10 protein-coding genes are annotated in these 14,460 nt (G+C 72.5%); 5 read left to right on the top strand and 5 right to left on the bottom strand.

The window, feature by feature from the left end:
- Position 1: 1 nt before the first annotated feature.
- The 3 genes from LGR69_RS06915 to LGR69_RS06905 form a co-directional block, all read right to left on the bottom strand.
- Complete coding sequence (locus tag LGR69_RS06915) at positions 2–436, bottom strand: GlcG/HbpS family heme-binding protein (RefSeq protein ID WP_007565178.1); 435 nt, start codon at positions 434–436, stop codon at positions 2–4.
- Between the two features lie 408 nt (positions 437–844).
- Entirely contained in the window at positions 845–4,159 is a 3,315-nt protein-coding gene (locus LGR69_RS06910; RefSeq protein WP_230365555.1) for a DEAD/DEAH box helicase, read from the bottom strand.
- Positions 4,160–4,293: 134 nt separating this feature from the next.
- Positions 4,294–5,457 (bottom strand): acyl-CoA dehydrogenase family protein, encoded by a 1,164-nt coding sequence (locus LGR69_RS06905; protein ID WP_268868389.1) that lies wholly within the window; start codon positions 5,455–5,457, stop codon positions 4,294–4,296.
- 361 nt (positions 5,458–5,818) lie between these two features.
- On the opposite strand from LGR69_RS06905, the gene LGR69_RS06900 reads away from it, so the two are divergent.
- Entirely contained in the window at positions 5,819–7,861 is a 2,043-nt protein-coding gene (locus tag LGR69_RS06900) for an ATP-binding protein (RefSeq protein WP_230365588.1), read from the top strand.
- A gap of 196 nt (positions 7,862–8,057) precedes the next feature.
- Here LGR69_RS06900 and LGR69_RS06895 read toward each other — a convergent pair whose 3' ends face one another.
- Positions 8,058–9,062 (bottom strand): DUF2891 domain-containing protein, encoded by a 1,005-nt coding sequence (locus tag LGR69_RS06895; RefSeq protein ID WP_230365553.1) that lies wholly within the window; start codon positions 9,060–9,062, stop codon positions 8,058–8,060.
- 109 nt (positions 9,063–9,171) lie between these two features.
- Between LGR69_RS06895 and LGR69_RS06890 the strand changes: the two genes are divergently transcribed.
- Positions 9,172–9,927 carry a CDP-diacylglycerol diphosphatase gene (locus LGR69_RS06890; protein ID WP_230365552.1) on the top strand — a complete coding sequence of 252 codons (756 nt, stop codon included), beginning with the start codon at positions 9,172–9,174 and terminating at the stop codon, positions 9,925–9,927.
- 9 nt (positions 9,928–9,936) lie between these two features.
- Here LGR69_RS06890 and LGR69_RS06885 read toward each other — a convergent pair whose 3' ends face one another.
- A complete protein-coding gene (locus LGR69_RS06885; RefSeq protein ID WP_122161731.1) occupies positions 9,937–10,839 on the bottom strand; it encodes a LysR family transcriptional regulator in 903 nt (300 codons plus the stop codon).
- A gap of 176 nt (positions 10,840–11,015) precedes the next feature.
- On the opposite strand from LGR69_RS06885, the gene LGR69_RS06880 reads away from it, so the two are divergent.
- The 3 genes from LGR69_RS06880 to LGR69_RS06870 are packed head-to-tail and all read left to right on the top strand — an operon-like array spanning position 11,016 to position 14,431.
- Entirely contained in the window at positions 11,016–12,548 is a 1,533-nt protein-coding gene (locus tag LGR69_RS06880; RefSeq protein WP_122161732.1) for an ABC transporter substrate-binding protein, read from the top strand.
- 10 nt (positions 12,549–12,558) lie between these two features.
- Positions 12,559–13,476, top strand: coding sequence for an ABC transporter permease (locus LGR69_RS06875; RefSeq protein WP_007565198.1), 918 nt, complete (start codon positions 12,559–12,561; stop codon positions 13,474–13,476).
- Between the two features lie 13 nt (positions 13,477–13,489).
- The gene (locus tag LGR69_RS06870) at positions 13,490–14,431 is read left to right on the top strand and encodes an ABC transporter permease (RefSeq protein WP_007565200.1); all 942 of its coding nucleotides are present in this window, start codon (positions 13,490–13,492) and stop codon (positions 14,429–14,431) included.
- Positions 14,432–14,460: the final 29 nt, after the last annotated feature.

Raw genomic sequence — 14,460 nt, 5'->3', positions numbered from 1 at the left:
CTCAGGTCCGCCAGGGATGGGCCGGGAGCTCGGTCTGGCCGATGGCCTTGGCGCCGGCCTCCGCCACGACGTGATCGTTCTCCACCGTGGAGCCGCTGACGCCGATCGCGCCCGACATGACACCGTCGGCGTCGACGATCGGGATACCGCCCGGGAAGGTGATCAGCCCGTCATTGGAATGCTCGATGCCGTAGAGCGGGCCGCCCGGCTGGGACAGCTGGCCGATCTGGCCGGTCATCATCCCGAAGAACACCGAGGTCTTGGCCTTCTTGTGGGCGATGTCGATCGAGCCGACCCAGGCATCGTCCATGCGATGGAACGCCTTCAGGTTGCCGCCGGAATCGACGACCGCGATGCACATCTGGGTGCCCAGCTCCTGGGCCTTCGCCCGTGCCGCGGCGATCGCCCGCTCGGCCTGCTCAATCGTGACGTGCATGATACCTCCCTGGTTGACCCCGGGTCGGCGCAGGATCGCGGAGAAATTCCATCGAACCCGGGCTTTTCCCGTTCTGGGTGAGAAGGCCCGAGCGGACGGCGCCGGTCAACTCCGGATCGGGCCGATCGCCCGGCCCGGCCTCCACGGACGACAGGCCGGGCACCCGCCTTGCACGGGGTCATGGGCGCCCGGCCATGCGGCCGTACCGGAGACGAAAGGGCAAGAGACCCCGGTACAACGTCGGGACCCGACCGGTCCGGCGTGCCGCCGGCTGGCACGGGGCGCTCGGTCGGGATGTGGCCCGCCGCAGATGGGCCGCGGCGGGCCCGCTGTCACTGATACGATTTTACTGGTCCGGCCCGGGCGCCGCTCACAAGCGCGTGAGGGCCGCCCGGGTTCGGATCCGCGTCAGGCGGCGCGGTCCCGGGCGGTCCGGATGCGGTCGAGCAGATCCGCCGCGAGGCCCGCGCGCGCCTCCGCGTCGGCGCAGGCCTGCCGCCAGACCACGCGCCCCGCACGCAGGATGATCCCGTCCTCGGCCGGCATCGGCGGCAGGGGCCGGTCGGGCCGGATATCGGCCGCGACGCCCTGGGGACCGCCGCTGAGCCGGGCCACGCCCAGCCCGCAGCAGGCGGCCCGCAGCCGCGCCAGGGTGAACAGGGCCAGGACCGGCGTCGGCGGCGTGCCGAAGCGGTCCTCGACCTCGCCGGCCAGCGCCTCGATCGCCTCGCCGTCGCGCAGGCGCAGCAGGCGGGTGTAGAGGCTCAGGCGGATCTCCGGCTCCGGGACGTAATCCGCCGGGATCCGGCTCGGCAGCCCGATCTCGATCTCCGGGCTCCAATCCTCGGCCGGCTCGCCCTTGGCGGCGGTGAGCGCCAGCTGCAGCAGGTGCTGGTAGAGGCCGAGCCCGACCAGCTTGGCATGGCCGGCCTGGTCCTCGCCGACGAGGTCGCCGGCGCCGCGCAGGTCGAGGTCGCGGGCGCTGACCGCGAAGCCGGCGCCGAGGCGGTCCAGCGCCTCCAGGGCGCGCAGGCGCTGCAGGGCCGCCGGCGGGGGCGGCGCGGCCGGATCGCTGAGCAGGTGGACGACCCCGCGCCGCTGGCCCCGCCCGACGCGGCCGCGCAACTGGTGGAGCTGCGCCAGCCCGAACCGGGCCGCCTCCCAGACCAGCATCGTGTTGGCCCGGGGCACGTCGAGCCCGCTCTCCACGATGGCGGTGGCGAGCAGCACGTCGCCGTCCCCGTCGGCGAAGCGGACCATGACCTCGTCCATGGCCGAGGGCTTCAGGTCGCCATGCGCCACCAGCACGTCGAGGCCCGGCACGAGGCCGCGCAGGCGCTCGGCCATGGGGGCGATGTCCTCGATGCGCGGGCAGACGACGAAGCTCTGCCCGCCCCGGCGATGCTCGCGGATCAGGGCCTCGCGCACCGCGTCGGCCTCGAACGGCGCCACCACGGTCCGGACCGGCTGGCGCATCACCGGGGGCGTGGCGATCACGCTGAGGCTCTGCAGGCCGACGAGCGCCGCCTGGAGGGTGCGCGGGATCGGGGTGGCGGTGAGCGTCAGCACGTGCCCACCCGCGGCGAGGCGGCGCAGATCCGCCTTCATCTTGGCGCCGAAGCGCTGCTCCTCGTCGATCACGGTCAGGCCGAGATCGGCGAATCGCACGCCGCGGCCGGCGAGCGCCTGGGTCCCGACGACGAGCTGGATCGAACCGTCGGCCAGCCCGGCCTTCACCCGCTTGGCCTCGGCCGGCGAGACCAGGCGCGAGAGCTGCGCGACCTCGATGCCGAAGCGGCCGAACCGCCGGCGCAGGGTCTCGGCGTGCTGGCGGGCCAGCACCGTGGTCGGGGCGATCAGCGCAGCCTGTTTGCCGGCGAAAATCGTCGCCGCCAGGGCCCGCAGCGCAACCTCGGTCTTGCCGAAGCCGACATCGCCGCAGACCAGCCGGTCCATCGGCCGGCCGGAGGCGAGGTCGGCCATCAGCGCGTCGACCGCGGCGGCCTGGTCCGGAGTCGGGGCGTAGCCGAAGCCGGCGGCGAACCGCTCCATGTCGCGGGAGGGCGGCGCCAGGACCGGAGCCTCGGTGTCCCGGCGGGCGCGGGCGGCCTCCAGCATCGCCCGGGCGGTGCGCGCCATGGTGGCCTCGGCCTCCAGGCGGCGGCGGGCCCAGGTGCCGCCGTCGAGCTTGTCCAGGGTGACGGCATCCGGCTCGGGGCCGTAGCGCCAGATCCGGTCGGCCTGGGTCACCGGAACCATCAGGATCGCGTCGCCGGCAAAGCGCAGGCGCAGGGCCTCGGACGGCTCGGAGGCGGCTTCCGCGGCGATGCCCGCCGGCGTCTCGACCGGCTCGAGCCCCTCGAACACGCACAGGCCGTGGTCGCGATCGACCGCGACGTCGCCGGGGCGCAGGTCGACCTCGCCCATCGGCAGGATCGCCCGGGCGGTGCCGGCCACCGCGGCATCCGGCCCGAACAGGTCCGCCGCGGCGAACACCGTCGCGCCCCTGGCCGGAACCCGGAAGCCGGCCCCGACCGGTGCCTCTAGGGCGAGGATGTCTCCCGGGGCCGCGTCGGCGAGGTCGGACCAGCCGTCGATCAGCCGGACCGGGCGCTCGGCGATCTTGCCGGCCTGGCGCACGAGGCGCCGCAGCGGCTGGCGGGAGCCGGCCAGGACGACGATGTCCCCGGCCTTCAGCCGCTCGCGCATCGCCTTGGCGAAGGCCGCCTCGGGCCGGCGCTCCCGGGCGAAGACCGGCACCGCCACCGGCTCGGCCGCGGCGTCCGTGGCGACCGCGCGGGTGCGCTCCGCCACGACGGCCCGCCACGCCTCGGGGGCGAGGTAGAGGCCCGCGCCGCCCTCCGGCCGGCCGCCGCGGGGCGCCCGGCGGGCTCCGGCTTCGTCCATCTGCTCGTAGAAGGCGTCGACCCGGGCCTGGGTCCCGTCCTCGACCACCAGCCGGGCTTCGGGCACGTAGTCGAGCAGGGTGACGAGGCGGGGATAGTAGCGCTCGAGGCGGTGCTCCTGCCCGGTGAAGGGCTCGAAGCTCTGGCCGGAATCCGGCGCCAGGATGATCTCGGTGGCCGGGTCGATCACCAGGTCCGCGACCTCGGCGACGGAGCGCTGCGAGATCGGGTCGTAGGAGCGGATCGCGGTGACGCGGCCCTCGGCATGCTCGATCCGGCAGGGACGCGGGGCGGCGGCGGGAAACACCTCGATGGTGCGGCCCCGGACCGCGATCTCGCCCGGCTCGTCGACCCGCTCGTCGAGGATGTAGCCGAGGCGCTTGAGGTCGGCCATCGCGGCGGCGACGTCGAGGGCATCGCCGACCCGGAGGGTCACCCGGGCATCGGCCCAGGTCTCGGGCGGGGGCACGCGCTGGATCAGCGCCGGGGCGGTGGTGAGCACGAAGCCCGGCAGGGCGTCCCGGTCGGTGAGCCAGCGCATCGTGGCCGCCCGGGCGCCCATCATGCCCCGCGAGGGCGAGGCGTGGTCGAGCGGCAGGCAATCCCATTCCGGGTAGACGGCGACGCGCGCCTCGGGGTCCAGGGCCCTGAGGGTTGCGGCCAGTTCGTCCAGCCGCCGGGCATCCCGGGCGACGTGGACCAGAGGGGCCGTGCCCTCGGCCAGGTCCAGCAGCGCCACCGCCAGCGCACCGGTGGGCATCAGCGGCGCGTCTTCGGTCTCCGAATGGGCGACCGTCTTCGTCCTGCGCTTGGCCATCTATGATCCGAACCTGTCCCGGCCGCTGGAAACGCCGGGCGACGGTTAGGGCTCCCGGCCGCGGCCATCCGATCCACAGACCCGATGCCGCATTCGAAAAGGCTTGCGTCCCGGATCCGGGCCGCCCCTCGGGGTCAGGCCTCGTCGAGCCAGAGATCGCCGCTCGCCAGCGGCGCGCGCAGGACGTGGCGGGCGCCCTCGGTCAGCGCCCGGTCGGGGCCGGGCTGGCGCAGATAGGTCGCGAGATCCCGGGTCAGGCGCTCCAGCGGATGGTCGCGCAGGAAGCCCTGCAGGCCGACCGAGCGCTGCGCCCGTTCCAGGAGGTCGAGCCCGGCGCGCTCCACCGCGAGGCGCGCGAGGTTCACGTAGGCGATGATTCCGTCCGGATCGCCCTCCTCGCCCACGATCGCGGCCGCCCGGGCCACCCAGAGGCGCGCGGTCTCGGCGGCGATCACGCCCTCGCCGAGACGGGCGAGCTGGTGCGGATCCTCGCCGCGGCCGGTGGCGACGAGATGGCCGCGCCAGGCGTCGAGCAGCGCCTCCAGGCCGCCGAGCTGCACAGCGAGGAAGCGCCAGGCGCCCCCCGAGAAATGCGGCTGCGCCTGGTAATCGTCGGGCGCGCCGACCGGCGTGAAGCGGTCGGCGCCCAGCCCGGTGAAATCCACGGTGCCGGTGGCCGAGGCGCGCATCCCCTGCGCCCGCCAGGCGGAGAGGTCCGCCCGCTCGCCGGGTTCGAGGGCGACGACGATCATCTGCGACCCGGGCGCGGCGGGCTGCGCGGTCACGAGGGCGCGGGTCACGAACCCGGCCCCCGACGCGAAGGTCTTCACGCCGCGCAGGACCCGGGTGCCGTCGGCGCCGTCGATCTTGAGGCCCTGGCCCGGCGGCTCGGTGTTCCAGACCCCGAACAGATGGCCCTGCGCGGCATCCGCCAGCAGGGTGTTGCGTGCCTCGCCGCTGGCAAAGCGGGCGACGAGCTGGACCGCGTTGACGTGGCCCTCGTAGACGCGCCCGAGCGCGAGGCTGCCGGCCCCGATGCGCGTCAGCACCGCGCGCAGGATCGCCCCGTCCGGCTCCTCGCCGAGACCCGCGCCGCCGTCACGCCGGGGGACCGGCGCGGCCAGCAGGCCGACCCGGGCGAGTTCGGCGACATCCTCCGCCGGAAAGCCGCCGTCGTGATCGTGGCGGCCGGCCCGACGCGCCGCCCCGGCCGCGACCGCGCGGGCCGCCGCAACCGGATCGCCCCGCGTACCCCAGGCGATGTCGTCGAGTCTGAGGTCCACGGCTGCTCCGGTCATGACGAGCCCAGCCCGTCACCATGGATACCGGATCCGGGGCGACGCGCCAGGGCCTTGGCTTGCCATCATCGTCTCCCGAACGCCGGCGACCACCCCTCGGAAGCATGCTGCTCACGGGCAACTTGCCGCTCCGGGTTTCGGCCCACCGTGCGACGATACTGCACATCGCAAACCGTCGGGCGGTGGCTCAAGCGCGGACAGCCTGGCGACGCGGCGATCTGCACCGGGCAGCCGGACTCAAATCTGCACCCATGCGTTGTAGGGAGAACCGGCTTAACAAGTCGGCAGGCCGCGGGCGATCGCCCCAGTTTGGGAGGTCGGTGCCGTGAGCTATGACGCAGCCGTGTCGCGGAACGAGACCATGTCCTGCCCGTCGGGCTTCGAACGCCACCACCCCCAGCGCCTGGCGGCGCTGCACAGCTATGCCGTTCTCGACACCCCGCCGGACCCCGTATTCGACGACATCGCCCGGATCGCCGCCGCGTCCTGCGGCACCGCGCTGGCGCGGATCACCTTCGTCGACGCCGACCGGCTCTGGACCGCGGCCGCCATCGGCGGGGACGGGCCGGAGCGGTCCCTCGACGCCGAGCTGTGCATCCGGACCCTGTGCCAGCCGGGCGCCCTGGTGCTGCAGGACGGGACCGGCGCGCCGGGCCTCGCCCTCTACGCCGGCGTCCCGCTCGTCACCCTCGATGGCTGGGCGATCGGCACGCTCAGCCTCCTCGATCCCGAGCCGCGCGGCCTGACCGGGCCGCAGGTCGCCATCCTGGAGGGGCTCGCTCGGACCCTGATGAGCCTGCTCGAGAGCCGGCGCGCCGCCGCGGCCCGGCACCGGGACGAGGCGCTGCTCCAATCCCGGGCGGACCGGCTGGAGGCGCAGGTCGCCGCCCAGACCCGGGACCGCGACCGGGTCTGGAACCTGTCGCCGGTGCTGAAGATCGTCTCCGACAAGAATGGGCAGGTCCAGTCGGTCAATCCGTCCTGGAGCCGGGCGCTCGGCTGGTCCGAGGACGAGACCCTGGGCGGGAAAGCCATCGACTTCGTCGTCGCCGCGGAGCGCGAGACGGCGCTGGCGGCGCTCCGGCCGCTCTGCGAGGGCCGCCGGGCCGAGGATGTCGAGCTGTCATGCATGACCCGCGACGGCGACCGGCGGCGGGTGCTCTGGACCGTCGTGCCGGAGGACGGGCTGTTCTACGGCTTCGGCCGCGACATCACCGAGCAGCGCCAGGCCGAGGAGGCGCTGCGGCAATCGCAGAAGCTGGAGGCGATCGGCCAGCTCACCGGCGGCGTCGCGCACGACTTCAACAACCTGCTGACCATCATCCGCTCGTCCGTCGAGTTCCTGCGCCGGCCGGACCTCGCCGAGGAGCGCAAGCGCCGCTACCTCGACGCCGTGTCCGACACGGTGGACCGGGCCGCCAAGCTCACCGGCCAGTTGCTCGCCTTCGCCCGGCGCCAGGCCCTCAAGCCCCAGGTCTTCGATATCGGCCAGCGCCTGCGCAGCATCGCCGACATGATCGACTCGGTCACCGGTGCCCGCATCCATGTCGAGACCGACCTGCCGGACAGCGCCTGCTTCGTGCGGGCCGACGAGAGCCAGTTCGAGACCGCGCTGATCAACATGGCGGTGAACGCCCGCGACGCGATGGACGGCGAAGGCAGCCTGACCCTGCGCCTCGAGAGCGGCCGCCCGATGCCGCCGATCCGCGGGCATGCCGGCGCCGCGGGGCCGTTCGTGGCGGTGGTGGTGATCGATACCGGCGCCGGCATCCCGGCCCCCGACCTGGGCCGGATCTTCGAGCCGTTCTTCACCACCAAGGAGATCGGCAAGGGCACGGGGCTCGGGCTCAGCCAGGTCATCGGCTTCGCCAAGCAGTCGGGCGGGGATATCGATGTGGCGAGCGAGCCGGGCCAAGGCACCCGCTTCACCCTCTACCTGCCGCAGGTCGACGCCCCCACGAAGGCGGCGGATCCGAACCGCGACGACCGCCGGGAGGCCGAACCGCAGCGGAGCCTGTGCATCCTGGTCGTGGAGGACAATCTCGGGGTCGGGCGCTTCTGCACCCAGATCCTCGAGGATCTCGGCCACGCGCCGATCTGGGCGAAATCCGCCGAAGAGGCGCTCACCGAGCTCGAGCAGACGCCGAGCCGCTTCGACGCGGTCTTCTCGGACGTGGTCATGCCCGGGATGGGCGGCGTCGCCCTCGCCCGCCATCTGCAGCGCAGCCGACCGGAGCTGCCGGTGGTCCTGACCTCCGGCTACAGCCACGTGCTCGCGACCGACGACGCGCACGGATTCGCGCTGGTGCGCAAGCCCTATTCGGCCGAGCAGCTCGCCCAGGTGCTCTACGAGGCGACGCAGCGCCGGATCGGGCGGGGAACAAGGCCCCCGCTCTCCGGTTGATGCGATGCAGCACGGCGATGGCGTCGCCGCGCTGCTGCCCCTCGTGGGCGTTTCCTCCCAAGACTTCGGGCTGCCCTCTCGGGGGCGGTCCTTTTTTTGTTCGGGGTCCTGCTTCACCCTGACAGGGAACAACGCCGCCTGCGGCGAAAGGTTCTCAGGAATCTCTCATGATTAGCCGCCGCGGGTCCGATCCGGCTCAGGCCTCCAGCGCCAGCAGCGCGAAGGTCGCGAGCCAGTGCTCGCCCATGTAGTCGCCGGCGAGATGCGGGAGGCCGGCCTCCAAATGGGCCTCGGCGGCGGCCCGGAGCGGCGGGCGGCGGGGGTCGTCCGGGTCGAGGGCGGCGGCGAGCGCGCGGAAGCACCAGGCACGGCTGAGGTTCAGCCCGTCGAGATGGGCGATCTTGCCGTCGCTGCGGTCGGTCACGCTGGCGGGCCGGAACAGGGTCGCGGGCCGCCCCGCCGCGAGGTCGGGCAGGAACCGGTCGAACCAGGGCCGGAACGTGTCCGGCGGCAGGAGGCGGCGCAGGCACTCGGCCTCGATCAGCGCGGAGGACAGGAAATCGTCGCCCCCGGGCTCGCCCCAGGCGGGGCAATCCGCGTCCGCCCCGTACCAGCGCTCGGCGGTGCGCAGCAGCAGGTCGGACAGGGCCGCGTCGCCCGCGCCCTCGGCGTAGTCGGCCGCCAGCCGCAGCGCGAAGGCGGTGTTGAAATGCGTGCCGACCCGCACCGGATAGGGTGCGACCGGCAGGAAATCCCGCACGCGATCCGCGATCATCGCAGTGAGCGGCGCCAGGGCCTCGGCCCAGCGGCGCTCGGGCAGGCGGGCCAGCTCGTCGGCGAGCTTCAGGAGCCAGGCCCAGCCGTAGGGCCGCTCGTAGCCCCGGGCGGTCGGGGCGGCGAAATAGGCGCATTCCCCGGCCACCTTGTCGGGCACCAGCTGCGCGTCGAACCGCGTGCGGATCGCCCCGGCCTGCGCCCCGTCGGGGAAACGCCGCAGCACCCGCGCCAGCAGCCAGTATCCGTGGACGCAGGAATGCCAATCGTAGCTGCCGTGGAAGACCGGGTGCAGCGCCGCGGGCGTGCGCGCATCCTCGGGGCCGGCCAGGACGTGGCCCGGCTTGTTCGGATATTCGCGGGTGACGTGGCCGAGGGCGAGTGCCGCGAAGCGGGCACCGATCTCCGGGGTGAGCGCGTGCGGCATCGCGGAACTCCCAATGCGGCGCCGGGCGCTTTGCCGACGCGGTGTGAGACGGTTATCGCAAGCCCGGCCAGCCGGGCAGTCCGCCGGCTTGGCCTCATCGGGACTGTCCATGCGCCGTGCGCCGATCGCCGCCCTCGTCGTTACGCTCGCGCTGCCGGCCGCGGCGGCGCCGGATCCCAGCCGGGACGTGCTCTGGGCCGCGCTCAAGACCTGCGTGCTCGCCAAGCGGATCGCCGACCGGACGTTTCCGTGCCTCTCGGTCGATCTCGGCGACAAGGACCGTCCCGGCTCGGCGGTGCTGCGCGCGCCCGGCGAGCCGACCCACATCGTGGTGATGCCGACCGACACGACGCCCGGGCTCGAAGCCCCGGTCCTGCGCGGGCCGCGCGGGGCCGCCTATTGGCGGGCGGCGCTGGCGGCGCGCCCGTTCGTGTCGGATGCCCTGAAGGGCAGGCTGCCGCTTGAGGCGGTGGGGCTCGCGGTCAACTCCGCCCGGGGCCGGAGCCAGGACCAGCTCCACATCCACCTCGATTGCCTGAAGCCGAGCGTGCTGGCCGCCGTGAAGGCGCATGGCCGCCAGATCCGCGGGACCTGGACGCGCTTCCCGGTGCCGCTCGCCGGGGATCGCTTCCACGCGATGCGGGTGCCGGAAGCGGAGGCCGCGCGCTTCAACCCGTTCGCGGCCCTGCGCACCCTGCCGGGCCCCCGGCCGGACCTACACCGGACGAGCTTTGCCGCCGTGGCGACGCCGCCGGGCGATCCCGAGCCGGGTTTCCTGCTGCTGGCCTACCGGGCGCCGAGCGCCAGCGCCGAGGACGTGATGGACCATAGCTGCGCCGTCGCCTCGGGCCGCGGCGGCGCCTGACCCGGCATCCTAAGCGACGCCCGTCGGCGGCAGCGCATCCATGAGCTGGCGCAGGAAGCCGCGCACCGCCCGAGGCAACCGCCGGTCGCGCATGGCCTGGATCTGGATGCCCCGGGCGAGGCTCGCCCGGGCGCGGATCGGCAGGCTGATCAACGCGTTCAGGTCCACCGGCGTCCGCACCGACAGCGCCGACATCAGCGCGAGACCGCGGGACCTGCGCACGAAGGGCAGCTGGGTGGCCAGGTTGTTGGCGGTCAGGACCGGCTCGATCACGATCCCCTCGTGCAGGCAGGCGGCGTCGAAGACCTGCCGCAGGGTCGTGTCCCGGGTCGGCAGGGCGACGGGATAATGCGGCAGCTCGGAGAGCTGCACCACCTTCGCCCGCGCCAGGGGATGATCGGGCGCGGCCAGCACCCGCATGTCGACCTGCCCGTCATACAGCACCTCGACCTGGGTGGTCGGCGCGAGCGCGAAGGTGATGCCGAGATCGGCCTCGCCGGCGGCCACCATCTGGGTCACCTGGGCGGGGGGCAGCACCGTCACCTCGAAGCGCAGGCCGGGATGCGCCGCGTGGAAGGACGCCACGGCGCTCGGCACGATGTCGAGCGAAAACCCCTCGGAACTGGCCACTCGGATCAGGCCACGGGCGAGCCCCTCCAGCTCGCGGATCTCGGCGACCACCTGCTCGGAGCGGATCAGCATCTGGTGGGCGTGCTGGGCCAGAAGCTCCCCGGCCGGGCTCGGCACCATGCCGCGCGGGCGGCGCTCGAACAGGACGCAATCGAGCTCGGCCTCGAGGTTGGCGATCTGCCGGCTGATCGCCGAGGCGGCGACGTTGAGCTGGGTCGAGGCCGCCGCGATGGAGCCGGTGCGGGCGACCGCCAGGAAGTAGCGCAGCCCGGTTGCCTGCATTATCCTGCCTCGATATCACTTATACCGCAGCCCCGTTGCCGAAACGGCAATGCAGCGCTCGCCAAATTCTACTTGTTGCGATCCCAGATGCACAACATCATCGCAGGGTGAAAAACGCGGCAGTCGCGGAGTCTCTCCGGGCATCCTGCCGCTCCGCCGTCGGAGACGGAGTCGACATGCCGGTACGGACGATCCCCCTCACCGCTTCCCTGGCAGCATCCCTGATCGCGCTGGTCGCTGCGAGCCCGGCGCTCGCCGGCAAGGCCGACGACACCCTGGTCTACGCCTCCGACAGCGAGCCGGAGAATGTCAGCCCCTATCACAACAGCGCCCGCGAAGGCCTCGTCCTGGCCCGGAACTGCTGGGACACGCTGCTGTACCGCGACCCCGCGGACGGCACCTACAAGCCGATGCTCGCCACCGCCTGGACCTGGACGGACGACACCACCCTGGACCTGACGATCCGCGAGGGCGTGACCTTCCACAACGGCGACCCGCTCGGGCCCGAGGACGTCGCCTTCACGTTCAACTTCGTGCTGACGCCCGAGGCCCGCACGGTCACCCGGCAGAACGTCGACTGGATGAAGTCGGTGGAGGTCACCGGCCCGCACAGCGTGCGGATCCATCTCAAGGCGCCGTTCCCGGCGGCGCTCGAATACCTCGCCGGCCCGACGCCGATCTTCCCGGCCGCCTACTTCAAGAAGGTCGGCCTCGACGGCTTCGCCAAGGCGCCGGTGGGCAGCGGCCCGTACAAGATCACCAAGGTCGATAGCGGCCGCGGCGTCACCATGGAGCGCTTCGCCCAGTACTGGTCCGGCAGCCCGCTCGGGAAGCCGAAGATCGGCAAGCTGCAATTCCGCGTCATCCCGGACGGCGAGAGCCGGATGGCCGAGCTGATGACCGGCGGCGTCGACTGGATCTGGCGGGTGCCGAGCGACCAGGCCGAGCAGCTGCGCGCCGCGCCCAACGTCACCGTGCTCAATTCCGAGACGATGCGGGTCGGCTTCCTGCAATTCGACACGCTCGGCCGCGCCAAGGAGAACTCGCCGCTCAAGGACGTGCGGGTCCGGCAGGCGATCTCCTACGCCATCGACCGCAAGGCCATGGTCGACAACCTCGTGCGCGGCGCCTCGCGGGTGATGAACGCGCTCTGCTTCGTCGACCAGTTCGGCTGCAACGACCAGGGGGTGATGCGCTACCCCTACGACCCGGCCAAGGCCAAGGCGCTGCTCAAGGAAGCCGGCTACGCGAACGGGTTCGAGATCGATCTCGGCGCCTATCGCGAGCGGGACTATGCCGAGGCGGTGATCGGCTATCTCGGGGCGGTCGGCATCAAGGTGCGGCTCAACTACCTGCGTTACGCCGCGTTCCGGGATGCCCTGCGGAGCGGCAAGATCTCGATCGGCTACCAGACCTGGGGCTCGTTCTCGGTCTATGACGTCTCGGCCTTCGACGGGGTGTTCTTCCGCGGCGGCGAGGAGGACCTGACCAAGGATCCCCAGGTGATCGCCGACCTGCAGGAAGGCGACGGCTCGACCGATCCGGAGAAGCGCAAGGTCGCCTACGCCAAGGCGCTCCAGCGGATCGCCGCCCAGGCCTACGCCCTGCCGATGTTCTCCTACGCGACCAACTACGCCTTCACGTCGGACCTGAACTTCACCGCCCAGCCGGACGAGGTGCCGCGCTTCTACGCGGCGTCCTGGAAGTAGGACCGCTCTCGTGCTGGCTTTCACGCTCCGGCGCATCCTGGTCGCCCTGGCGGTGGCCTTCACGGTCTCGGTGGCGAGCTTCATGCTCCTCCACCTCTCGGGGGACCTCGCCACGGCGATCGCCGGGCCCGAGGCCACCGGCCCGCAGATCGTGCAGATCCGCAAGGATTACGGCCTGGACCAGCCCCTGCTGGCCCAGTTCCTCGCCTGGGCCTGGCGGGCGCTGCACCTCGATTTCGGCAATTCCTTCTACTTCCGGGAGCGGGTGATCGACCTGCTCGCCGCCCGCCTGCCGATCACGCTCTATCTCGGGATCATCGCGCTCAGCGTAGCCCTGTTCGTGGCGGTGCCGCTCGGGGTGATCGCCGCGGTCAAGCGCGATACCTGGATCGACCGGCTCGCCCTGTCGATCTCGGTGCTCGGCCAGGCGATGCCGAGCTTCTGGTTCGGGCTGACGCTGATCCTGGTCTTCTCCGTCAACCTCCGGTGGCTGCCGGTCTCCGGCAATGCGAGCTGGAAGAACTTCGTCCTGCCCGCGGTGGCGCTCGGCTACTACGCCATGCCGGCGGTGATGCGGCTCACTCGCAACGGCATGCTCGAGGTCCTGGCCTCCGACTACGTCCGCACCGCCCGCGCCAAGGGGCTGCCGCCCCGCACGGTCCTAGTCCGGCATGCCCTGCGCAACGCCGTGATCCCGGTGATCGCCCTGGCGGCGGTGCAGTTCGGCTTCATGCTCGGCGGCTCGATCGTGATCGAGGCGGTGTTCTCGCTGCAGGGGCTCGGACAGCTCGCCTGGGAGTCCATCGCCCGCAACGACTTCCCGGTGGTCCAGGCGATCGTGCTGGTTCTGGCGATGATCTACATCGCCCTGACGCTCGCGGCCGACCTGCTGAACGCCTTCCTCGATCCGCGCCTGCGCCAATCGTGAGGATGCTCGCCCCATGAGCCTGCCCACCGACACGGCGGCGCTCGCCGCCCCCGCTCTCCCGCCGGAAATCGAGGTCCCGACCGCCCTGGCGCCGGTGCGCTCGCCGACCGGTCTGGTCCTCCGGCGCGGCCTGCGCCACGGCGGCTTCCTGATCGGCGCCGGCATCCTCGGGCTGATCGTTCTGGCCGCGCTTGCCGCCCCGCTGATCGCCCCGCACGACCCCTACGCGCAGGATGTCTCGCGCCGGCTGATCCCGCCGGTCTGGCAGGCCAAGGGCACCTGGGACCACGTGCTCGGCACCGACAAGCTCGGACGCGACTATCTGAGCCGCCTGCTCTATGGCGGCCAGATCTCCCTGCTGATCGGGATCTCGGCGGCGCTGATCTCCGGGGTGATCGGCACGGTGCTCGGCCTCTGCGCCGGCTATTTCGGCGGCTGGGTCGATTCGGTCGTGAGCTACATCGTGACCACCCGGCTGGCGATGCCGGTGGTGCTGGTGGCGCTCGCCATGGCGTCGCTGGTCGGCGGCTCGCTGAAGGTCGTGGTGCTGGTGCTGGGCTTCCTGCTCTGGGACCGCTTCGCCGTGGTGACCCGGGCCGCCACCCAGCAGATCCGCAACCAGGATTTCGTCTCGGCGGCGCGGGCCGCCGGCCTGACCGACCTGCGCATCATCCGCCAGGAAATCCTGCCCAACATCCTCAACGCGCTGATCGTCGTGGCGACGCTGGAGATGGCGCACGCGATCCTGCTGGAGGCGGCCCTCTCGTTCCTGGGGCTCGGGGTGCAGCCGCCGCTGCCCTCCTGGGGCCTGATGATCGCTGAGGGCAAGCAGTACATGTTCTTCCAGCCCTGGGTCATCACCATCCCGGGCGTGGCGCTCCTCCTCCTCGTGCTGGCGATCAATCTCCTGGGCGACGGCCTGCGCGACATCACGGCGCCCGAGGGGCGCAACTGACGCGGATCGAGTCCGGCGAAGCCCCCCAA

It is taken from the genome of Methylobacterium brachiatum (assembly GCF_020523825.1).
GTDB lineage: Bacteria > Pseudomonadota > Alphaproteobacteria > Rhizobiales > Beijerinckiaceae > Methylobacterium > Methylobacterium brachiatum.
Note: the sequence above shows the minus strand (reverse complement) of the source record. Positions and strands in the feature narration are given on the sequence as shown.